The sequence below is a fragment of the Streptosporangium sandarakinum genome, assembly GCF_050942225.1.
In the GTDB taxonomy this organism is placed as follows: domain Bacteria; phylum Actinomycetota; class Actinomycetes; order Streptosporangiales; family Streptosporangiaceae; genus Streptosporangium; species Streptosporangium nondiastaticum.
Genome location: NZ_CP192034.1, coordinates 5,086,888 through 5,106,659 on the forward strand (window position 1 = coordinate 5,086,888; position 19,772 = coordinate 5,106,659).

The 19,772-nt window shown below is 72.5% G+C and carries 21 protein-coding genes; 3 read left to right on the top strand and 18 right to left on the bottom strand.

The genetic code is table 11. The features are described 5' to 3' along the window. Nucleotides 1–320: 320 nt before the first annotated feature. The 10 genes from ACQP10_RS23820 to ACQP10_RS23865 all read right to left on the bottom strand — a co-directional run bounded on the left by ACQP10_RS23820 (nucleotide 321) and on the right by ACQP10_RS23865 (nucleotide 9,141). Nucleotides 321–689 carry a metal-sulfur cluster assembly factor gene (locus ACQP10_RS23820; RefSeq protein WP_189249169.1) on the bottom strand — a complete coding sequence of 123 codons (369 nt, stop codon included), beginning with the start codon at nucleotides 687–689 and terminating at the stop codon, nucleotides 321–323. Continuing rightward, nucleotides 686–1,123 carry a Fe-S cluster assembly sulfur transfer protein SufU gene (gene sufU / locus ACQP10_RS23825; RefSeq protein ID WP_179828003.1) on the bottom strand — a complete coding sequence of 146 codons (438 nt, stop codon included), beginning with the start codon at nucleotides 1,121–1,123 and terminating at the stop codon, nucleotides 686–688. Before sufU ends, ACQP10_RS23820 begins: the two co-directional genes overlap by 4 nt. 19 nt (nucleotides 1,124–1,142) lie before the next feature. Further along, on the bottom strand, nucleotides 1,143–2,402 hold the full coding sequence (locus tag ACQP10_RS23830) for a cysteine desulfurase (protein ID WP_346022529.1): 1,260 nt from the start codon (nucleotides 2,400–2,402) through the stop codon (nucleotides 1,143–1,145). Beyond that, nucleotides 2,402–3,175, bottom strand: coding sequence for a Fe-S cluster assembly ATPase SufC (sufC, locus tag ACQP10_RS23835; protein WP_179827999.1), 774 nt, complete (start codon nucleotides 3,173–3,175; stop codon nucleotides 2,402–2,404). The genes ACQP10_RS23830 and sufC overlap by 1 nt, the downstream gene beginning before the upstream one ends. Before the next feature lies 1 nt (nucleotide 3,176). Then, complete coding sequence (locus ACQP10_RS23840) at nucleotides 3,177–3,494, bottom strand: Rieske (2Fe-2S) protein (RefSeq protein ID WP_179827998.1); 318 nt, start codon at nucleotides 3,492–3,494, stop codon at nucleotides 3,177–3,179. Further along, nucleotides 3,491–4,612 (bottom strand): Fe-S cluster assembly protein SufD, encoded by a 1,122-nt coding sequence (gene sufD, locus ACQP10_RS23845; RefSeq protein WP_179827997.1) that lies wholly within the window; start codon nucleotides 4,610–4,612, stop codon nucleotides 3,491–3,493. The genes ACQP10_RS23840 and sufD overlap by 4 nt, the downstream gene beginning before the upstream one ends. After that, the gene (gene sufB / locus ACQP10_RS23850; RefSeq protein WP_179827996.1) at nucleotides 4,612–6,024 is read right to left on the bottom strand and encodes a Fe-S cluster assembly protein SufB; all 1,413 of its coding nucleotides are present in this window, start codon (nucleotides 6,022–6,024) and stop codon (nucleotides 4,612–4,614) included. The genes sufD and sufB overlap by 1 nt, the downstream gene beginning before the upstream one ends. Continuing rightward, a complete protein-coding gene (locus ACQP10_RS23855) occupies nucleotides 6,021–6,797 on the bottom strand; it encodes a helix-turn-helix transcriptional regulator (RefSeq protein WP_346023220.1) in 777 nt (258 codons plus the stop codon). The genes sufB and ACQP10_RS23855 overlap by 4 nt, the downstream gene beginning before the upstream one ends. A 105-nt stretch (nucleotides 6,798–6,902) precedes the next feature. Then, nucleotides 6,903–8,210 carry a multidrug effflux MFS transporter gene (locus ACQP10_RS23860; protein ID WP_346022530.1) on the bottom strand — a complete coding sequence of 436 codons (1,308 nt, stop codon included), beginning with the start codon at nucleotides 8,208–8,210 and terminating at the stop codon, nucleotides 6,903–6,905. A 118-nt stretch (nucleotides 8,211–8,328) separates the two neighbouring features. Then, nucleotides 8,329–9,141: a VOC family protein gene (locus ACQP10_RS23865; protein ID WP_346022531.1), complete on the bottom strand. Its 813-nt coding sequence runs from the start codon at nucleotides 9,139–9,141 to the stop codon at nucleotides 8,329–8,331. A 196-nt stretch (nucleotides 9,142–9,337) separates the two neighbouring features. Between ACQP10_RS23865 and ACQP10_RS23870 the strand changes: the two genes are divergently transcribed. From ACQP10_RS23870 to ACQP10_RS23880, 3 genes are all read left to right on the top strand, one after another. After that, nucleotides 9,338–10,246, top strand: coding sequence for an ABC transporter ATP-binding protein (locus tag ACQP10_RS23870; RefSeq protein ID WP_362757075.1), 909 nt, complete (start codon nucleotides 9,338–9,340; stop codon nucleotides 10,244–10,246). Nucleotides 10,247–10,292: 46 nt separating this feature from the next. Continuing rightward, the gene (locus ACQP10_RS23875; RefSeq protein WP_346022532.1) at nucleotides 10,293–11,060 is read left to right on the top strand and encodes an ABC transporter permease; all 768 of its coding nucleotides are present in this window, start codon (nucleotides 10,293–10,295) and stop codon (nucleotides 11,058–11,060) included. Nucleotides 11,061–11,220: 160 nt separating this feature from the next. After that, the gene (locus ACQP10_RS23880; protein WP_346022533.1) at nucleotides 11,221–12,135 is read left to right on the top strand and encodes an EamA family transporter; all 915 of its coding nucleotides are present in this window, start codon (nucleotides 11,221–11,223) and stop codon (nucleotides 12,133–12,135) included. Nucleotides 12,136–12,292: 157 nt separating this feature from the next. Here ACQP10_RS23880 and ACQP10_RS23885 read toward each other — a convergent pair whose 3' ends face one another. The 8 genes from ACQP10_RS23885 to ACQP10_RS23920 all read right to left on the bottom strand — a co-directional run bounded on the left by ACQP10_RS23885 (nucleotide 12,293) and on the right by ACQP10_RS23920 (nucleotide 19,716). Then, nucleotides 12,293–12,982: a GntR family transcriptional regulator gene (locus ACQP10_RS23885; RefSeq protein WP_433539736.1), complete on the bottom strand. Its 690-nt coding sequence runs from the start codon at nucleotides 12,980–12,982 to the stop codon at nucleotides 12,293–12,295. Nucleotides 12,983–12,993: 11 nt separating this feature from the next. Next, on the bottom strand, nucleotides 12,994–13,986 hold the full coding sequence (locus ACQP10_RS23890) for an ornithine cyclodeaminase family protein (RefSeq protein WP_433539737.1): 993 nt from the start codon (nucleotides 13,984–13,986) through the stop codon (nucleotides 12,994–12,996). Continuing rightward, nucleotides 13,983–14,999: a proline racemase family protein gene (locus ACQP10_RS23895; protein WP_433539738.1), complete on the bottom strand. Its 1,017-nt coding sequence runs from the start codon at nucleotides 14,997–14,999 to the stop codon at nucleotides 13,983–13,985. The genes ACQP10_RS23890 and ACQP10_RS23895 overlap by 4 nt, the downstream gene beginning before the upstream one ends. A 132-nt stretch (nucleotides 15,000–15,131) precedes the next feature. After that, on the bottom strand, nucleotides 15,132–15,839 hold the full coding sequence (locus tag ACQP10_RS23900; RefSeq protein ID WP_399501324.1) for an ABC transporter ATP-binding protein: 708 nt from the start codon (nucleotides 15,837–15,839) through the stop codon (nucleotides 15,132–15,134). After that, on the bottom strand, nucleotides 15,832–16,602 hold the full coding sequence (locus ACQP10_RS23905) for an ABC transporter ATP-binding protein (RefSeq protein WP_179827981.1): 771 nt from the start codon (nucleotides 16,600–16,602) through the stop codon (nucleotides 15,832–15,834). Before ACQP10_RS23905 ends, ACQP10_RS23900 begins: the two co-directional genes overlap by 8 nt. Further along, entirely contained in the window at nucleotides 16,599–17,660 is a 1,062-nt protein-coding gene (locus tag ACQP10_RS23910; RefSeq protein WP_399501323.1) for a branched-chain amino acid ABC transporter permease, read from the bottom strand. The genes ACQP10_RS23905 and ACQP10_RS23910 overlap by 4 nt, the downstream gene beginning before the upstream one ends. Then, nucleotides 17,657–18,550 carry a branched-chain amino acid ABC transporter permease gene (locus tag ACQP10_RS23915; RefSeq protein WP_179827979.1) on the bottom strand — a complete coding sequence of 298 codons (894 nt, stop codon included), beginning with the start codon at nucleotides 18,548–18,550 and terminating at the stop codon, nucleotides 17,657–17,659. Before ACQP10_RS23915 ends, ACQP10_RS23910 begins: the two co-directional genes overlap by 4 nt. Further along, the gene (locus tag ACQP10_RS23920; protein WP_433539739.1) at nucleotides 18,547–19,716 is read right to left on the bottom strand and encodes a branched-chain amino acid ABC transporter substrate-binding protein; all 1,170 of its coding nucleotides are present in this window, start codon (nucleotides 19,714–19,716) and stop codon (nucleotides 18,547–18,549) included. The genes ACQP10_RS23915 and ACQP10_RS23920 overlap by 4 nt, the downstream gene beginning before the upstream one ends. Nucleotides 19,717–19,772 lie beyond the last annotated feature (56 nt).

Here is a 19,772-nt window from a genome sequence, read left to right on the forward strand (position 1 = left end):
GGAACACGCGGCCCTCGGAAGGCCGCGGTCGAACTACGCCCACGTGGGGGGGCGGTGATGCGGTGCGAGTCGAGGCGCACCGCGGGGGCGGGTCTCGGACACCCGCGCGCAGTCGAACCACGGACTGGCGTACCTGGCCGTCGCAGTGCCAGGTCGATGACGGGGGCGCCTCGCACGAAAAAGGCGGGCGCCTACCCGACTATGGAGCCAACGCCCCGTGCCGGATGTTCATTCCCGGCACGGGGCATCCTCTCACACGATTCACACGATCCGGCCGCGACCCGGCACCCGGTGGGTGCGGGCCGCGGCCGGCGGGAGGGTCAGACGTTGAAGCCGAGCATGCGCAGCTGCTCGCGCCCCTCGTCGGTGATCTTGTCGGGGCCCCACGGCGGGAGCCAGACCCAGTTGATCTTCACGTCCGAGACCATGCCGTCCAGGGCCGAGTGGGCCTGGTCCTCGATGACGTCGGTCAGCGGGCAGGCCGCGCTGGTCAGCGTCATGTCGATGGTGGCGATCGGCGCGGCGCCGGTCTCGGCGGGGTCGAGGTTGACCCCGTAGACCAGGCCGAGGTCGACGACGTTGATGCCGAGCTCGGGGTCGACGACGTCCTTGAGGGCCTCCATGACCTCGTCAAGGGTGGTCTCCCCGTCGTACGACGCCGAGGTGGGCGTCTCCACAGGCTTGCTCACTTGGAACTCCTCATGACCGCGTCCTTGTAGGCCATCCAGGCCAGCAGGGCGCACTTCACCCGGGCGGGGTACTTGGAGACGCCGGCGAACGCCACGGCGTCGCCCAGCACCTCCTCGTCGCCCTCGATCTGTCCCCTGCTCTGCATGAGCCGGGTGAACTCCTCCACCACGGCGAGCGTCTCGTCCACGGTGGAGCCCTCGGTCAGCTCGTACAGCACCGAGGCGGCGGCCTGGCTGATGGAGCAGCCCTGGCCGTCGTAGGAGACGTCCTCGACCTTGCCGCCGTCGCCGAGCTTCACCCGCATGGTGATCTCGTCGCCGCACGTCGGGTTCACGTGGTGGACCTCGGCGTCGTACGGATCGCGCAGCCCCCGGCCCTGGGGGTGCTTGTAGTGCTCCAGGATCAGCTCCTGGTACATCGACTCGGCGATCATCTCAACTGCTCCGGCATTGCTAGGCGAACACCTTCCGCACGTGGTGGAGGCCGCGGACCAGGGCGTCGATCTCGGCCGGGACGGTGTAGAGGTAGAAGGAGGCCCGCGTGGTGGCGGGAATCCCGAACCTCAGGTGCAGCGGGCGGGCGCAGTGGTGTCCGACCCGCACGGCCACACCGAAGTCGTCATCGAGGATCTGCCCGACATCGTGCGGGTGAATCCCCTCCAGGGTGAAGGACACCGTGCCGCCGCGCATGTCGAGGTCACGCGGCCCGACCACCTTCAGCCCCGGGACGTCCGCCAGCGCCTCCAGCGCGTAGGCGGTGAGCTCCCGCTCGTGCCGGGCCACCGCGTCCAGGCCGATCTCCGACAGGTAGTCCACGGCGGCGCCGAGGCCGACGGCCTCGACGATCGGCGGGGTGCCGGCCTCGAACTTGTGCGGCGCGGGCGCGTAGGTCGAGCGGTCCATCCAGACCGCCTCGATCATCTCGCCGCCGCCGAGGAACGGGGGCATGGCGTCCAGCAGCTCGCCCCGGCCCCACAGCACGCCGACGCCGGAGGGGCCGACGACCTTGTGCCCGGTGAAGGCCAGGAAGTCGACGCCGAGCGCGGCGACGTCCACCGCCTGGTGGGGGACCGACTGCGAGGCGTCCAGCATCATCAGCGCGCCGACCTGGCGGACCCGGGCGAGGACCCGCTCGACGGGGTTGACGGTGCCGAGGACGTTCGACTGGTGCACGATCGAGACGATCTTCGTCCGCTCGTTGACCAGCTCCTCCAGGTTCCCGAGGTCCAGGCGGCCCTCGTCGGTGACCCCGAACCAGCGCAGCGTGGCGCCGGTGCGCTGGGCGAGCATCTGCCACGGCACGATGTTGGAGTGGTGCTCCATCTCGGAGATGACGATCTCGTCGCCGGGGCCCATCCGGAACCGGGGGTCGTCGTTGGTGCGGTTGCCGAAGGAGTAGGCCACCAGGTTGAGCGCCTCGGAGGCGTTCTTGGTGAAGACGATCTCCTCGCGGCTCGGCGCGCCGACGAACGCGGCGATCTTGTCGCGGGCGGCCTCGTACGCCTCGGTGGACTCCGCGCCCAGCGCGTGCATGGCCCGGCCGACATTGCTGTAGTGCATGGCCATGTGCTCGCGCATGGCCTCGACGACCCGGGTCGGCTTCTGCGCGGAGTTGGCCGAGTCGAGGTAGACCAGCGGCCGGCCGCCGGGCAGCTCACGGGAGAGGACCGGGAAGTCCTTCCTGATCCTCTCCGCGTCAAAGCCGGTCGTCATCAGGCCGTTGCCTTCGTGTACGCCTCGTAGCCCTCGGCCTCCAGCTTCTCGGCGAGCTCGGGGCCGCCCTGCTCCACGATCCGGCCGCCCGCGAAGACGTGGACGAAGTCCGGCTTCACGTAGCGCAGGATGCGGGTGTAGTGGGTGATGAGCAGCACGCCGGTGTCGCCGCCGGCGCGGAAGCGGTTGATGCCCTCGGAGACCACGCGCAGGGCGTCGACGTCGAGGCCGGAGTCGGTCTCGTCGAGGACGGCGATCTTCGGCTTGAGCAGCTCCAGCTGGAGGATCTCGTGGCGCTTCTTCTCACCGCCGGAGAAGCCCTCGTTCACGTTGCGCTGGGCGAAGGCCGAGTCGATCGACAGGGCGTCCATGCCGGCCTTGAGGTCCTTGGAGAACTGGCGGAGCTTCGGGGCCTCGCCGCGGGCGGCGGTGACCGCCGAGCGCAGGAAGTTGGAGACGCTGACGCCGGGGACCTCGACCGGGTACTGCATGGCGAGGAACAGGCCGGCGCGGGCGCGCTCGTCGACCGACATCTCCAGCAGGTCGGCGCCGTCGAGCAGGACCTGGCCGCCGGTGATGGTGTACTTCGGGTGGCCGGCGATCGCGTAGGCGAGCGTGGACTTGCCGGAACCGTTGGGGCCCATGATGGCGTGGGTCTCGCCGGCTCGCACGGTCAGGTTGACGCCGCGCAGGATCTCCTTGTCCGCGACGGAGACCTTCAGGTCGCGGATCTCGAGCGTGGAGCCCGCGGGGACCCGGGTCGAATCAGACACTTTATGACTCCTTCGAGAGCGAGACGAGGACGTCGTCGCCGTCGATCTTCACTTGGTAGACAGGGACGGGCCTGGTGGCGGGCGGCCCGGTGGGCTTGCCGGTGCGCAGGTCGAAGCACGAGCCGTGCAGCCAGCACTCCAGCGTCTCGTCGTAGACGTCGCCCTCGCTGAGGGCGACCTCGGCGTGGGAGCACACGTCGTGCAGCGCGAAGACCTCCTGCCCCTTGCGCACGAGGGCGACCGGGGTGTCCTCCACCTCGACGGCGATCACTCCGCCGTCGGGGATGTCGCCGAGCTTGCAGACCTTTTCGAACGTCACTTCTCCAGCTCCGCCTCAACCTTGGCGAAAACGCGCTCGCGGAGCTCGTCCAGCTCGATCTTCTCCAGGAGCTGGGCGAAGAAGCCGCGGATGACCAGGCGGCGCGCCTCCTCGAAGGGGATGCCGCGGGCCTGGAGGTAGAAGATGTGCTCGTCGTCGAGCCGGCCCGAGGCGCTGGCGTGGCCCGCCCCGGCGACCTCGCCGGTGAGGATCTCCAGGTTGGGCACCGAGTCGGCGCGGGCGCCGTCGGTGAGCAGCAGGTTGCGGTTGAGCTCGTAGGTGTCGGTGCCCTCGGCCTCGACCCGGATGATGACGTCGCCGATCCACACGGCGTGGGCGCCGTCGCCCTGCAGCGCGCCCTTGTAGACGACGTTGCTGCGGCAGTTGGGCTGGGAGTGGTCGACGAGCAGACGGTGCTCCAGGTGCTGGCCGGCGTCCACGAAGTACAGGCCGGTCAGGTCGGCGTCGCCGCCGGGGCCGGTGTAGGCGACCGAGGGCGACAGCCGTACGAGGTCGCCGCCGAGGGTGACCACGAAGCTCCTGAACGTGGCGTCCTTGCCGAGCCGGGCGTGGTGGTGGGAGACGTGCACCGCGTCGTCGGCCCAGTCCTGCAGGCTGACGACCTTGAGGGTGGCCCCCTCGCCGACGGCGAACTCGACGTTGTCGGCGTAGACCGCGCTGCCCCGGTGGTCGAGGACGAGGACGGCCTCGGCCATCGGCTCCACGTTGACGAGGGTGTGGCCGTAGGCGGTCCCGTCGCCGGACCCTGTGACGGTGATCACGGTCGGGACGGAGGCGACGGCCTCGCGCGGGACCGTGATCACGGTCGCCTTCTCGAAGGCGCCGTAGGCCTGGGCGCTGACGCGGTCGGCGGGGACGTAGGCCCGGCCGAGCCGCGGGTCGTCGCGGCCCACGGTCTCGACGGTGACCTCGGGGGCCGCCTCCACGGCGACCACGACGCCCCCGCCGGAGGCGGCGGCGCCGGTGTGCAGGCCCTTCAGGCGCGACAGCGGGGTGAAGCGCCACTCCTCCTCGCGGCCCGTGGGGACCGGGAAGTCCTCGACGTCGTAGGAGGACCTCTCGTGGAGGGTCGTCAGGGGCTTGGTTTCGAGACCCATCAGCCGACGGCCCCTTCCATCTGCAGCTCGATCAGGCGGTTCAGCTCCAGGGCGTACTCCATGGGCAGCTCACGCGCGATCGGCTCGACGAAGCCGCGCACGATCATCGCCATCGCCTCGTCCTCGCCCATGCCGCGGCTCATCAGGTAGAAGAGCTGGTCCTCGGAGACCTTGGAGACGGTGGCCTCGTGGCCCATGGACACGTCGTCCTCGCGCACGTCGACGTACGGGTAGGTGTCGGACCGGCTGATCTGGTCGACCAGCAGGGCGTCGCACTTGACCGTGCTGGCGCTGCCGTGCGCGCCCTCCTCGATCTGCACCAGACCGCGGTAGGAGGTGCGGCCGCCGCCGCGGGCGACGGACTTGGAGATGACGCTGGAGCTGGTGTTGGGCGCCAGGTGCACCATCTTGGAGCCGGCGTCCTGGTGCTGGCCCTCACCGGCGAAGGCGACGCTGAGGGTCTCGCCCTTGGCGTGCTCGCCCATGAGGTACACCGCCGGGTACTTCATGGTGACCTTGGAGCCGATGTTGCCGTCGATCCACTCCATGGTCGCGCCCTCGTAGGCGACGGCGCGCTTGGTGACCAGGTTGTAGACGTTGTTCGACCAGTTCTGGATGGTCGTGTAGCGGCAGCGGGCGCCCTTCTTCACGACGATCTCGACGACCGCGCTGTGCAGCGAGTCGGAGGAGTAGATCGGCGCGGTGCAGCCCTCGACGTAGTGGACGTAGGAGTTCTCGTCCACGATGATCAGGGTCCGCTCGAACTGGCCCATGTTCTCGGTGTTGATCCGGAAGTAGGCCTGCAGCGGGATCTCGACCGTGACGTTCGGCGGCACGTAGATGAACGAGCCGCCCGACCACACGGAGGTGTTGAGCGCGGCGAACTTGTTGTCGCCCACCGGGATGACCGAGCCGAAGTACTCCTTGAAGAGCTCCTCGTGCTCGCGCAGGCCCGTGTCGGTGTCGACGAAGATGACGCCCTTCTCCTCGAGGTCCTCACGGATCTTGTGGTAGACGACCTCGGACTCGTACTGGGCGGCGACGCCGGCGATGAGGCGCTGCTTCTCGGCCTCGGGGATGCCGAGCTTGTCGTAGGTGGCCTTGATGTCCTCGGGGAGCTCGTCCCAGGAGGCGGCCTGCTTCTCGGTGGAGCGCACGAAGTACTTGATGTTGTCGAAGTCGATGCCGGTGAGGTCGGAGCCCCAGGTGGGCAGCGGCTTCTTGCCGAACAGGCGCAGGCCCTTCAGACGCAGGTCCAGCATCCACTCCGGCTCGTTCTTGAGCGCGGAGATGTTGCGGACGACCTCTTCGGACAGGCCACGGCGGGCGGCGGCTCCGGCGGTGTCCGGGTCAGCCCAGCCGAACTTGTAATTCCCGAGGCCTTCCAGCTCCGGGCGGTCGGTGACAGTCACCTTCCGGTCTCCTTGCTCGTTTCGTCGGTGGTTTCTTGACGGGGTGCGGGCCGCTCGGACCCGGCCGCCCGCCGGAGCGCGTCCGGGCCGGGCGTCCTGCGCGGGCTCACGTGCGTGGTGCAGATGCCGTCGCCGTGGGCGATGGTCGCCAGTCGCTGCACCGGCGTGCCGAGGATGTGCGCGAACGCCTCCGTCTCGGCCTCGCACAGCTGGGGGAACTCCGCCGCCACATGGGCCACGGGGCAATGGTGCTGGCACAGTTGCTCGCCCCCGGATCCGGCCCCGCTGGCGGAGGCGGCGTAGCCGTCGTCCGACAGGGCCTCGGCCAGGACGCGCACCCGCTGGTCGGCGGGGACCTCGCGCATCTTGGGCAGCAGGCGGCCGACGAGGCCGGACACCTGCGAACGGGCGAACTCCGCCACCGCCTCCGATCCCATGCGGTCGGCGATGAAACGCAGGGCGTTGCCGGCGAGCCCGTCGTAGGCGTGCTCGAAGGCGCTGCGTCCCGCGTCGGTGATGGCGAACAGCTTCGCCGGCCGCCCGCGTCCGCGCTGACCCCGGGGCCGGGCCGTACGGGGCTCGATCATGCCCTCGGCCAGCAGGGTGTCGAGGTGGCGGCGGACGGCGGCGGGGGTGAGCCCGAGCCGTTCGCCGAGGGCGGCGGCGGTGATGGGTCCGTGTTCCAGGATGAGCCGGGCGACACGCGCGCGCGTGCTGCGCTCGGCGGACACGACGGACTGCCGCGCGGCGGCGGCCTCCCGGGCGTCCTGCATCTCGGTCACGTATTTCACAACATCAGTGTGGCGTAATTCCTTCCCGCCTGACAAACCGCGGCGTGCGGCCCTTCCGGTGCGATTCATCACGCAGGGAAGGCTTACCTAATCAGCGGAAGCCTCGGAAATGGCGCCGGTCGCGCCGCGGCGCAGCACGGTGAAGGCGGCGAGGGCGGCGAGCGCGAAGACGGCGAGCACGGCGGCCATCGGCAGCGCTCCCCCGCCGGCCAGCCCGGTCAGCGGCGCGGCGACCGCGCCGAGCGCGAACTGCAGCACGCCGGTCAGCGCCGAGGCGCTCCCGGCGACCTGCTGCGGCTGCCCGGCCAGGGCGAGCGCCCCGGCGCCGGGCATCACCAGGCCGCCCCCGCACATCATGACGAGCAGACCGGCGGCCAGCGCCGGCAGGGGCAGCCCGGCGAGGGCGGTGACCAGCAGCACGGCGGCGCCCGCGGCGAAGAGGACCAGGCCGATGACGATCAGCCGGGCAGGGGCGACCCTGCGCCCGGCCAGGCGCCCGCCGAGCTGCGCGGTGATGGTCAGCCCGCAGGCGTTCAGCGCGAACAGCAGCGAGTAGGTCTGCGGGGAGGCGCCGTAGACCTCCTGGATCACGAACGGCGAGGCGGAGATGTAGGCGAACATCGCGCCGAAGCCCAGGCCCGCGGTCAGCGCGCTGGACATGAACGACCGGTCGCGCAGCAGGTGCCAGAAGGTGACGAGGGTGTGCCGCAGCCCGCCCTCCTCGCGCCGGTCGGGCGGCAGCGTCTCGCGCACCCCGAACAGGGCCGCCGCCAGCAGGAGCAGCCCCGCGACGGCGAGCGAGACGAACACGCCCCGCCAGGAGGTGTGTTCGAGCAGCTGGGCGCCCGCGATGGGGGCGAGGATCGGCGCGAGGCCGCTGACCAGCATGAGGGTGGCGAAGATGCGGGCGATGGCCGCGCCGTGGTACAGGTCGCGGACGACGGCCCGCACGATCACCAGCGCGGCGCCGCCCGCCACGCCCTGCAGCAGCCGGAACCCGATCAGGCCGTAGACGCCGGGCGAGAACGCGCACAGCAGGGAGGCGACGGCGTAGGCGGCGATCCCGATCAGCAGCGGCGCCCGCCGCCCCCGCACGTCGCTGATCGGGCCGGCGAGGACCTGCCCCACCGAGACCCCGATCAGGCAGGCGGTCAGACTGAGCTGCACCTGGGACTGGCCGGCGTTCATCTCGGCGGCGATGGACGGCAGCGCCGGCAGGTACATGTCGATCGACAGCGGGCCGATCGCGGACAGCGCGCCCAGGATGAGCAGCAGCAGCCCCCGGCGCCGCGTGGCGGGCGCCTCCCCGGGCCCGGCCGGCGCCCCCTCGGGCGCGGCGGGCGCCCGCGCGGTCTCGACGGGCGCCTTCTCCGACTCGGCGGCTGCCGCGGTCATTCTCCAACCCCTTTTCCCTCACGGGCCACGATGGGCCCCTGAGGGCCAGGGGTTTCGAACCGCAATCAGGTCATCCGAATTCCCAAATTTCGGAAATGTGATGGAAAAAGTATCGGGCTCAGCCGGTCGCCTCCCGCGGGCCGACCACGGCGAACAGGGCCGCCTGCGGGTCGGCGACGACCGCCGCCCTGCCCGCCGGCGTCGTCGCGGGCGGCATCTCCAGGGAGCCGCCCAGGTGGACGATCCTCGCCACGGCCTCGCCGACGTCCTCGACGGCGAAGCAGGCCAGCCAGTACGGCGGCGCGCCGGGCGGGAGCGGCCCCCAGGCCGCCGAGGCCCCGGCGACGGGACGGCCGTCCACCCGCCACTCGACGCGGTCGCCGTCCGGCCCGCCGATCGCGTCGGTCCCGTCCGCGCCGCCGGTCCCGCCGTCGCCGCGGCTCCAGCCGAAGACGGACGCGTAGAAGGGGTCGCAACCGCGGGGGTCGGCGGTGACCAGCTCGCTCCAGGCGAACGCGCCCGGCTCGCCGGTCACCTCCGCTCCCCGGTGCAGGCCCGGCTGCCAGGCGGCGAAGACGGCGCCCCACGGGTCCTGGAAGGCCGCGGCGACGCCCTCGTCGAAGACCTCCGCCGGCTCGCAGACGACCCCTCCCCCGGCCGCGCGGACCTTCAGCGCCGTGACGCCCGCGTCGTCGGTGGCCACGTAGGTGTTCCAGACAGAGGGGACGCCGTCGCCCGAACCGGGGCCGACCCCGGCCACGGCCCTGCCGCCGAGTGTGAACCGGCCGTACCCGCCGGACTCCGGACGCGGGTCGAACACCGCCTCCCAGCCGAAGACCTCGCGGTAGAACCGGACCGACAGGGTGACGTCGGCGCTCGACAGCTCCACCCAGCACGGGACACCTGATTTGCAGCCACTCCGCTCGGACACGCCGAACCTCCTCATGTCGTGATTCGGGACAGGCACAGAGTGGCACGCGGCCCGCGGCGGACCCGGCGGCCGATCGGCCGCCTTGGCGGGATCCGCCCGAAGCCTTTACCGGACGCCGGGACGGCTCGCCGCCACGACGGGAACAACCGCAGGTCCGGCAGCGGGAGCATCCGGCGCAGTCCCTAAACTCGTGGTCATGGAGTCCCCAGCCGTCGAGATCATCGATCTGGTCAAGAGATACGGCCGTACCACCGCGATCGACGGCCTCACGCTCACCGCGGGCCGCGGCGCGGTCACCGCCATCCTCGGCCCCAACGGAGCGGGCAAGACCTCGACCATCGAGATCTGCGAGGGGTTCCGGCGGCCCGACGGCGGCACCGTCCGGGTGCTGGGCCTTCCGCCCACGCGGCCGGAGCTGCGCGCCCGGGTCGGGGTGATGCTCCAGGCCGGGGGCGTCCCCCCGGCGGCGCGCTGCGGGGAGTGGCTGCGCCTGATGTCGCGCTTCCACGCCCGCCCCCTGGATCCGGCGGCGCTGCTGGAGCGGCTCGGGATGACCGAGCACGCCCGCACGCCGTACCGCAGGCTGTCGGGCGGGCAGCAGCAGCGCGTGTCGCTGGCCGCGGCCGTCATCGGCCGCCCGGAGCTGGTCTTCCTCGACGAGCCGACCGCGGGCCTGGACCCGCAGGCCCGGCACGCCTGCTGGGACCTCGTCGCCGACCTGCGGACCGCGGGCGTGTCGGTGGTGCTCACCACCCACCACATGGACGAGGCCGAGAGGCTCTCCGACCACGTCGTGATCATCGACCACGGCGGGGTGGTCGCCGAGGGCACCCCGAGCGCCCTCACCGGCGCCGAGCGGCAGCTGCGCTTCCGCGCCCGGCCGGGCCTGTCACTGGACGAGCTGCTGGCCGCCCTGCCCTCCGGCAGCACGGCCAAGGAGTCCCCCTCGGGGCACTACATCGTCGAGGGGCAGGTCGGTCCGGAGCTGCTGGCCACCGTGACCACCTGGTGCGCCGCGGAGGGCGTCACGGCCGCCGACCTCAGCATCGAGCGCCGCACGCTGGAGGACGTCTTCCTGGAGCTGACCGGCCGGGAGCTCCGATGACCACCACGCCCCGCGGCGGACCGACCGGAAGAGCACGGAGAGCACAGTGACCACCCTCGACCTCACCCCGTCGCCCGGCGCCGCCCCGCTGCCGCGGATGGTGCTCGCGCAGGCGGGCGCGGAGATCAAGTCGACCCTCCGCAACGGCGAGCAACTCCTGCTCACCCTGATCATCCCGGTGCTGCTGCTCGTCGGCTTCTCCACCACGTCGCTGGTGAACGTCGGCCGCGGCTCCCGGGTCGCCTTCATCGCCCCCGGTGTGATCGCGCTGGCGGTGATGTCCACCGCCTTCACCGGCCAGGCCATCGCGACCGGCTTCGAGCGCCGGTACGGCGTGCTCAAGCGGCTGGGCGCCAGCCCGCTGTCCCGGGCCGGGCTGATGCTCGCCAAGACGCTCGCGGTGATCGCCGTGGAGGTCGTCCAGGTGGTCGTCATCGGCGCGGTGGCGCTGGCCCTGGGCTGGCGTCCCGCGGGCTCCCCCCTGGCCGCGCTGGTGCTGATCCTGCTCGGCACCGCCGCCTTCAGCGGCCTCGGGCTGCTGATGGCCGGCACCCTGCGCGCCGAGGCCACGCTCGCCGGGGCCAACCTGGTCTACCTGATCCTGCTGGGCTGCGGCGGGGTGATCTTCCCGCTGACGGCCTTCCCCGCGGCGGTGGAGCCGGTGCTGCGGCTGCTGCCGATCTCCGCGCTGACCGGCGGGCTGCGCTCGGTGCTGACCGACGGCGCGGCGCTCCCGCTGGGCGCCGTCGCGATCCTCGCGGTCTGGGCGGCGGTCTCGCTGGCCCTGGCCTCCCGCACCTTCCGCTGGGAATGACCCCGCCGGCCGGGAACGACCCGGCGGCGCCCCGCCCGGGTGTCCGGGCGGGCGTCCTCCCGTGACCGCCGGTGATCTCACATCCCGGATGCCGCTCGGCCGTCCCGGCCCCGGCGAGTAAGGTCTGCAAGTCGATACGGCACTGACACTAGGGAGTCTCATGACCGCCGAGGGGCTGCCGGGACCCGCGGAACCGTACCGGCGGGGCCTGCCGGGGCCGGGAGCGCTGCTGCGGACCGCCTCCGACGCCATTCCGCCGTCCGGACTGGTGCTGCTGGCCATCCTGTCGGTGCAGCTCGGCGCGGGTTTCGCCAAGGATCTGTTCACGCAGCTGCCGCCGAGCGCGGTGGTGTTCCTGCGCATCGCGATGAGCGCGCTGGTCCTGGGCCTGGTCGCCCGGCCCCGGCTGCGGGGCCTGACCCGGGCGGACGTCGCGGCCGGGGTGGCGTTCGGCGTGATCCTGGGCGTGATGAACCTGTCCTTCTACGAGGCGCTGGCCCGGCTGCCCATGGGCATCGCGGTGGCGATCGAGTTCCTCGGGCCGCTCGGGGTGGCGGTCGCCGCCTCGCGCCACCGTCTGGACCTGCTCTGGGTCCTGCTGGCCGGATCGGGGATCGTGCTGCTGGCCCCGTGGGGCGCGGCGGCCGGGACGAGCTGGGCCGGGATCGCCTTCGCGCTGGTGGCCGCGCTCTGCTGGGCCGGCTACATCGTGCTGTCGGCGGCCGTGGGCCGGCGCTTCCCCGGAACGACCGGCCTGTCCTTCGCGATGATCGTGGCGTTCGTGGTGATCGCGCCGCTGGGGGTCGGGACGGGCGGCGCCGACCTGCTGCGGCCGGAGGTGCTGCTGATCGGGCTCGGGGTGGGCCTGCTGTCGTCGGTCATCCCCTACTCGATCGAGCTGGAGGCGCTGCGCAGGATGCCCAAGCAGGTGTTCGGCATCCTGATGAGCATGGAGCCGGCCGCGGCGGCGCTGATCGGGCTGGTCGTGCTGGGCGAGGTGCTGGAGGCACGCGAGTGGGCCGCCATCGCCTGCGTGGTCGTCGCCAGCGTGGGCGCCACCCGCAGCGCCCGCTGACCCGCGCCCGGCGGACCCCGCGAACGGCGCCGCCGCGCGGCCTTCCAGGAACGTACGGCGCGCGGCCCCGGGCCTAGACGGCCCGGACCTGGTCGGTGCCACCGCGCGGCCTTCCAGGAACGTACGGCGCGCGATCCCGGGCCTAGACGGCGCGGACCTAGTCGGCGCCGCCGGCCCAGATGCCGCGGACGTGGCCGATGTGGCGGCGGATCAGCCGCTCGGTGCCCTCCTGGTCGCCGGCCGCCAGCAGGTCGAGCAGTTCGAGGTGCTCGCGGGCGGAGCCGGCCAGGCCGCCCCGGGCGCTGAGGGCGGGCAGGCCGTACAGGCGGGCGCGGCCGCGCAGGTCGCGCACCACGTCCACCAGGTGCGCGTTGCCGGCCAGCGCCAGCAGCTCCAGGTGGAAGCGGATGTCGGCGTCGACGTAGGCGATCAGGTCGCCGCGGTCGGCCGCGTCGACGATCTTCCGGGCCAGCGGGCGCAGCGGGTCGAACCTCGCGGCGCCGTCCGTACCGCCCGCGGAGGCCAGGCGGGTCACCGTGGGCACCTCGATGAGCAGCCGGATCTCGGTGAGCTCGTCCAGGTCGCGGTCGGACAGCTCGGTGACCCGGAAGCCCTTGTTGCGCACCGCCTCGACCAGGCCCTCCTTGGCGAGGTCGAGCATCGCCTCGCGCACCGGGGTGGCCGAGACGCCGAACTGGGCGGCCAGCACGGGCGCCGAGTACACGACGCCGGGCCGCATCTCGCCGGTGATCAGGGCGGCCCGCAGGGCGTGCGCCACCTGCTCCCGCAGGCTCTGCCGCTCACCCACCGCCGGCAGGTCGAGCCGGTCGTCCGCCGAAGGAGCCATCCTCCCGCCTCTCATCTCGTCGTCCGGGCCCGCAGCCACGCCTCGTAGGCGGCTCCCGCCACCACCAGGTCCTCCCACGCCATGCCCACGCTCTTGAACACCCGCGGCCCCGGGCCGGGGGACACGGCACCGGTGACCAGGTCCGCGAGGTTCCCGGCGAGATGACCGGAAGTGATCGTACCGTTCCGTATCGGGATGACCAGATCTCCCGCCTCGGCGAGGGCGGCGCGGCGCGCCTCGACGACCACGGTGGACCGCGCGACGAGGTCATCGTCGATCTCCCGGGCGTCCGGCTCGTGGGAGCCGACCGCGATCACGGTCACGCCGTCGCGGATCATCCTACCGTCGAACAACGGGGTCCTGGAGGTGGTACAGCAGGCCACGAGGCCGGCCTGTCCGGGATCGGCCAGGGCGGGCGCCGTTCCGGGCGGTGCTCCGTACCCGGCGGCGGGCGCCGTGGCGGGCAGGGTGTCCGCCCGCAGGCCCGCGGCGGCGCAGCGGGCGGCGAACTCCTCCGCCCGCGCCGGGTCCCGGGCGACCACGCTGACCCTCCGCAGCGGCCGGACCGCGCGCAGCGCCTCCACGTGCCCCCACGCCTGCGGCCCGGTGCCGAACACCGTCAGGTGCCCGGCGTCCTCGGCGGCCAGGTGCCGTACGGCCAGCGCCGAGACGGCCGGGGTGCGCAGCGCGGTGAGCGCGGCGCCGTCCAGCACGGCCAGCGGGACGAGGGTCTCGCCGTCCATCAGCAGGTAGGTGCCGCAGATCCGGGGCAGGCCGCGGGCAGGGTTGCCCGGCGCGACGCCGGCCACCTTGATCCCGGTGAAGCGGCCCCAGGCGGCGGGCATCAGCAGCAGCTGCCCGGCGGGGACCTCCACGACGGGCCGCTGCGGGCCGTCCTCGGGGTCGAGCCCGGCGAGCAGCGCCTCCTCCAGCACCCGGACGGCCGTGGCCATCGGCACCAGCTCGCGCAGCGCCGGCCCGTCCAGGTAGGGGGGCGCGCTCATCGGAGCGTGAACCCGGTGCCCAGCGGGTCGCGCGGGTCCAGGGTGAAGCGGTGCTCGCCGGTGCGGTAGGCCATGCCCTCGATCTCGGGGATCACGCCCGCCTCCGTCTCCTCGGCCACCCGCGCCCGGAAGGAGGCCCCCACGACGCCGTCGTGGACGAGCGTGCCGGTGAAGCCGTCGGCGTGCAGCAGCGCCAGCCGGGCGGCGGTGCCCGAGCCGCAGGGCGAGCGGTCCACCTCTCCGTCGGCGAAGACCGTCACGTTGCGCTGGTGGCCGGGGCCCAGCTCGTCGTAGAAGATGACGCCGTAGATCCCCGACAGCCGCTCGTCCTCCGGGTGCCGGGCGGCGGGGTGGCCGGCCAGGGCGGCCTTGACGGCCCGGCCGAGCGCGATCAGCGCGGTCAGGTGCTCGGGGGCCGCGGCGAGGCCGAACGCGGCGGCCGGGACGGAGGCGTAGATGGCCCCGCCGTAGGAGACGTCGGCGGTCACCCCGGCCAGGCCGGGAAGACCCGGGACGGACGAGGCGGGGCCGGCCGCGGCGGCGAGCGGGCCCAGCTCGACGTCCCGGGCGAGCACGTAGGAGGGGACGTTGCGGAAGGTGACGGCCTCGACGCGGCCCGCCGAGCGGCGCACCCGGGCCGTCACCCGGCCGGAGGGGACGTCCACCACGACGTCGGTCTCCCCGTCCGGGGCGGTCTCCACCAGGCCGGTGTCGGCGGCGTGGACGCCGAGCGCGATGGTGCCGTGGCCGCAGGCGGTGGAGTAGCCGTCCTTGTGCCAGAACAGCACGCCGAGGTGGGCTCCGTCGTCGTCGGGCGGGACGAGGAAGCAGCCGTACATGTCGGCGTGGCCGCGCGGCTCGTGGCAGAGCAGCCGCCGCACGGCGTCGATCTCCGGGGCCCGCGCCGCCTCGCGGCGTTCGAGGACCGTGCCGCCGGGGATGTCCGGCGTTCCGGCGGTGACGATCCGGAACGGCTCGCCGCCGGTGTGGTAGTCCACGGTGTGGATCTGCATGTTCTCCCGTTCTGTCGTTCCCGCCCGGCGGGGCCGCCCCGCGGACGCGGGACGGCCCCGTCTCGTGAGGGTCCTCTCGTGAGGCGCGGCCCCTCCGCCGCCCCTCTGCGGCGCCGTGCCCGCCGGACGCCGTCAGACGCCGCCCAGGTACGCCTCGACCACGCGGGGGTCGTCGCGCAGCTCGGCGGCCGGGCCGTCCAGCACGCGCTCACCGTTCTCGATCACGTAGCCGCGGTGGGCGATGCCGAGCGCGGCGGTGGCGTTCTGCTCGACGAGCAGCACCGCGGTTCCCTCGGCGTTGATCTGGGCGATCAGCTCCATCACCGAGGCCACCACCAGCGGGGCCAGTCCCATGGACGGCTCGTCGAGCAGCAGCATCCTGGGTCCGGTGACCAGGGCCCGGCCGATGGCGAGCATCTGCTGCTCGCCGCCGGACAGCGTGCCGCCCTGCTGGGTGCGCCGCTCCGCCAGCCGGGGCAGCAGCTCGTAGGCCCGGTCGATCCGCCTGCGCACCTCGGCCTGGTCGCGGACGAGGTAGCCGCCGAGCTGGAGGTTCTCGTGGACGGTGAGGGTGCTGAAGACCCGGCGGCCCTCGGGGACGTGGACCAGGCCCAGGGCGGTGACGCGGTGCGGCCTGCCGCCGGTGACGTCGTGGCCGTCGAAGACGACCGTGCCGCCGCTGGGCCGTACCAGCCCGGAGGCCGCCGCCAGCGTGGTGGTCTTGCCGGCGCCGTTGTTGCCGAGCAGGGCGACGATCTCGCCCGGCCCGACGGTGAGCGACAGCCCCCGCAGGGCGTGCACGCCGCCGTAGTGGACGTCGAGTCCGCTGATCTCAAGCATGGGTGTCGCTCCCGAGGTAGGCCTCGATGACGGCCGGGTCGCGGCGCACGTCCTCCGGGCGGCCGTCGGCGATCTCCTTGCCGAAGTTGAGCACGACCACGCGCTCGGAGACCTCCATGACCAGGCCCATGTCGTGCTCGATGAGGACGATGGCCACGCCCAGCGCCTGGATGCGGCGGATCAGGTCGAGCAGCTCGGTCTTCTCGCCGTGGTTGAGGCCGGCGGCGGGCTCGTCGAGCAGCAGCAGGTCGGGGCGGCGGGCCAGCGCCCGGGCGATCTCGACGCGGCGCTGCTCGCCGTAGGGCAGGTGGCGGGCCTCGCCGTACCGGTCGCCGCGCAGGCCGACGAAGTCGAGCCAGTGGTGGGCCTGCTCGGTGCACTCGCGCTCGGAGCGGCGGTAGCGGGGGGTGTGCAGCAGCGCGTCCAGGACGTTCTGCCGCAGCCACAGGTGGGCGCCGGCCCGCACGTTGTCCAGGACCGACAGCTCACCGAACAGGCGCAGGTTCTGGAAGGTCCGGGCGACGCCGAGCGCGGCGACGGCCGACGGCCGCAGGCCGCGCAGGCTCCGGCCGCGCAGCATGATCTGCCCCGCGGTGGGGCGGTAGAAGCCGGTGACGCAGTTGAAGGCCGACGTCTTGCCGGCGCCGTTGGGCCCGATGACCGAGACGACCTCCGCCTCGTTCACCGAGAACGTCAGCCCGTCGATGGCCAGCAGCCCGCCGAAGGACAGGCGCAGGTCCGAAACGCTCAGCAGGGTCGTCACGGGACCTCCTTGGACCGGGCGGGCCACAACCCCTGCGGGCGCAGCAGCATGACGGCGATGAGCAGGACTCCGAACAGGAAGAACCGGTAGTCGGCCAGGTCGCGGAGGATCTCCGGCAGGATGCTGATCACGATGGCGCCGATGACGACGCCGGGGATCGATCCCATGCCGCCCAGGACGACGGCCATCAGCACCAGGGCCGACTGCAGGAAGGTGAAGCTGCCCGGGGAGATCGCCGACAGGTGGGCGGCGAACAGCACCCCGGCCAGGCCGCCCCAGACGGCGCCGGCGATGTAGGCCGCGAGCTTGACGCGGTAGGTGTGCACGCCCATGGCCTCGGCGGCGTCCTCGTCCTCGCGGACGAACCGCCAGGCCCTGCCGATGCGGGAGCGGCCCAGCCGGGCGGCGCCGAGGACGGCCAGCGCGACGACGACCACGGTCAGGTAGTAGAACGCCACCGGGCTCCCGGCCAGGCCGGGGATGCCGTAGATGCCCGAGGGGCCGCCGGTGACGTCCAGGTTGTTGGCGGTGATCCGGATGATCTCGCCGAAGCCGAGGGTGACGATGGCGAGGTAGTCGCTGCGCAGCCGCAGGGTGGGCGCGCCGATGACGATGCCCGCCACGACCGTGACGACGATGACGGCGGGCACGGTGGCCACCAGCGGCAGGTCCAGGCGGGTGGCCAGCACGCCGCTGGTGTAGGCGCCGACCGCGAAGAACGCGACGTAGCCGAGGTCGAGCAGGCCGCAGTAGCCGACCACGATGTTCAGCCCGGCGGCGAGCATCACGAAGATGGCCGCGCTGGTCATGACCGACAGCGCGTACGGCGTGGCGTTGACGAACGGCGCGAGCAGCGCGACGAGCAGGCCGGCCAGTCCGGCCCAGCGGTTCTGCAGCAGCCGGGAGGCGCGGGTGGGGGGCCGGCCGGCGCCGCGTCGGCGGACCTCGGCGGTTTTCCGGACGGGGCCCGCGGTCGTGCTCTCGGCCGCGTCCGCCGCCGTGCCGCGGACCGTGTCCTCGGGGGCGCCTTCGGGGGTGGTGTCGGGGACGCGGGTCACACTCGCTCCGTCACGCGTTCGCCGAGCAGGCCGGTGGGCCGCACGGTCAGGAACAGGATCAGCACTCCGAAGGCGAAGACGTCGCGCCACTCGCCGCCCAGCCAGAACGTGCCGAACGACTCCAGCAGGCCGAGCACCAGGCCGCCGAGCATCGTGCCGGGGATGTTGCCGATGCCGCCGATGACGGCCGCGGTGAACGCCTTGAGCCCGATCAGGAACCCCATCAGGAAGTCGATCTTGCCGTAGTAGGCGCCCGCCATCACCCCGGCGGCCCCGGCGAGGGCCGAGCCGATGAAGAAGGTCCGGGAGATGACGGCGTTGACGTCGATGCCCATCAGCGAGCTGGTGGTCGGGTCCAGGGCGATGGCCCGCATGGCGCGGCCCTCGCGGGTCCGGGTGACCAGCAGGTTCAGCCCGATCATGAGGACCACGGCCACCCCGACCAGGACGAGCTGCGCGACTGTCAGCCTGGCCCCGGCGACCTCCAGCGAGGAGCCGCCGAGCCGCAGCGGGTAGACCCGCGGGTCGGCCCCGGCGGCGGCGCGCATGCCGTACTCCAGGGCGAAGGACGCGCCGACGGCGGTGATCAGCAGGGAGAGGCGGGGGGCGCGGCGCAGCGGCCGGTAGGCGATCCGCTCCAGCGCCACCCCGGCCAGGCCGGTGACGGCCATGGTCACCACCAGTACGGCCAGCAGCACGGGCAGCGCCATCGAGGAGGACACGCCGCCGACCGCGCCGAGGATGGCGAAGCCGGCGAACGCGCCGAGCATGTACAGGTCGCCATGGGCGAAGTTGAGCAGCTTGATGATCCCGTAGACCATGCTGTAGCCCAGCGCCACCAGGGCGTAGAACGAGCCGACGAACAACCCGTTCCAGATGAGCTGCGTCATTTCAGGGAGTCCTGCAGGGTGATCTTTCCGTCCTTGACGACCAGGATCTGGAATCCGCCGTTGGACAGGGTGTGCTCGGGGGTGAACTTCAGCGGCCCGGAGAACATCTGGAACCCGTCGATCGCCTCCAGCGCCGCGATGACCTTGGCGCCGTCGGTGCCGCCCGCCTTGCCGACCGCCTCGGCGGCCAGCCGTACGGCGTCGTAGGCCTGGTTGGAGTAGGGGCCGGGCTCGGTGCCGAACTTCTTCTTGTACGCCTCGATCCAGCCCTCGGCGCCCTCCAGGGTGTCGGGGGTCTGGGTCATGGTGGCGTAGACGCCCTCGGCGGCCTCGGGGCCGGCGATCTCGACGAGCTTGGGCGAGACCGAGCCGTCGCCGACCATGATGGAGCCCTTGTAGCCGGCCTGGCGGAGCTGGCGGGCGATCAGGCCGCCCTCCTGGAAGTAGCCGGTCCAGTAGACGAAGTCGGGCTTCTTGGCCAGCACGTTGGTGATGTTGGCGCTGTAGTCGCTCTCCTTGGGGGTGACCGCCTCGATGAGCGCGGTGTCGGCGCTGCCGGGAGCGTCCAGCAGGGCCTGGGTGCGCAGCGCGATGTCCTTGGAGTAGCTGGTGTTGTCGTGCATCAGCGCGACGCTCTTGGCGCCCTGCTTGGTCATCCACTTCTCGGCGGCGGCGGCCTGCTGGGTGCCGGTGCCGTTGATGAGGAAGACGTGCTTGAGCTTCTGGTCGACCAGCTCCTGGGAGTTGGCCGCCGGAATGATCATCGGTATGTTCGCCTTGCCGAAGATCGGAAGGGTGGGCAGGGTCGCGCCGGAGCAGTATCCTCCGACCGAGACGTCCACCCCCTCGGTGACCAGCTTGTTGGCTCCGGCCGCCGCGGACTGGGCGTCGCAGGCGTCGTCGGCGGTCTTGAGCTGCAGCTTGCGGCCGAGGACCCCGCCCTTGGCGTTGATCTCGTCCACGGCGAGCTGGGCCGCGTTGCTCATATATGGGCCGATCGCTGCCTCGCTGCCCGACTGGGGGATCAGCATTCCGAGGACGATCGGCTCGTTCGTCTTGGCGGTGTCGCCTCCGTCGCCGCCGCCGAGCAGCCCCTGGCCACATCCGGTGGCGAGCAGGGCCACGGCGGCCAGCGAGGCGATGGAGGTAAGGGGGGTGGCACGCATGTGCGGCTCCTCACGGCTAGTGATGTGTGACATTGCACTAGCGCGTGCCCTGGGCC

Bases quoted from the DNA above. Each gene is read 5' to 3' on its own strand.
- ACQP10_RS23860 (WP_346022530.1), bottom strand. From the start codon at position 8,210: ATGACCGCGGCAGCCGCCGAGTCGGAGAAGGCGCCCGTCGAGACCGCG.
- ACQP10_RS23900 (WP_399501324.1), bottom strand. From the start codon at position 15,839: ATGCTTGAGATCAGCGGACTCGACGTCCACTACGGCGGCGTGCACGCC.
- ACQP10_RS23880 (WP_346022533.1), top strand. From the start codon at position 11,221: ATGACCGCCGAGGGGCTGCCGGGACCCGCGGAACCGTACCGGCGGGGC.
- ACQP10_RS23870 (WP_362757075.1), top strand. From the start codon at position 9,338: ATGGAGTCCCCAGCCGTCGAGATCATCGATCTGGTCAAGAGATACGGC.
- ACQP10_RS23890 (WP_433539737.1), bottom strand. From the start codon at position 13,986: ATGAGCGCGCCCCCCTACCTGGACGGGCCGGCGCTGCGCGAGCTGGTG.
- sufD (WP_179827997.1), bottom strand. From the start codon at position 4,612: ATGGGTCTCGAAACCAAGCCCCTGACGACCCTCCACGAGAGGTCCTCC.
- ACQP10_RS23895 (WP_433539738.1), bottom strand. From the start codon at position 14,999: ATGCAGATCCACACCGTGGACTACCACACCGGCGGCGAGCCGTTCCGG.
- sufU (WP_179828003.1), bottom strand. From the start codon at position 1,123: ATGATCGCCGAGTCGATGTACCAGGAGCTGATCCTGGAGCACTACAAG.
- ACQP10_RS23830 (WP_346022529.1), bottom strand. From the start codon at position 2,402: ATGACGACCGGCTTTGACGCGGAGAGGATCAGGAAGGACTTCCCGGTC.
- ACQP10_RS23855 (WP_346023220.1), bottom strand. From the start codon at position 6,797: ATGCAGGACGCCCGGGAGGCCGCCGCCGCGCGGCAGTCCGTCGTGTCC.
- ACQP10_RS23885 (WP_433539736.1), bottom strand. From the start codon at position 12,982: ATGGCTCCTTCGGCGGACGACCGGCTCGACCTGCCGGCGGTGGGTGAG.
- ACQP10_RS23920 (WP_433539739.1), bottom strand. From the start codon at position 19,716: ATGCGTGCCACCCCCCTTACCTCCATCGCCTCGCTGGCCGCCGTGGCC.
- ACQP10_RS23915 (WP_179827979.1), bottom strand. From the start codon at position 18,550: ATGACGCAGCTCATCTGGAACGGGTTGTTCGTCGGCTCGTTCTACGCC.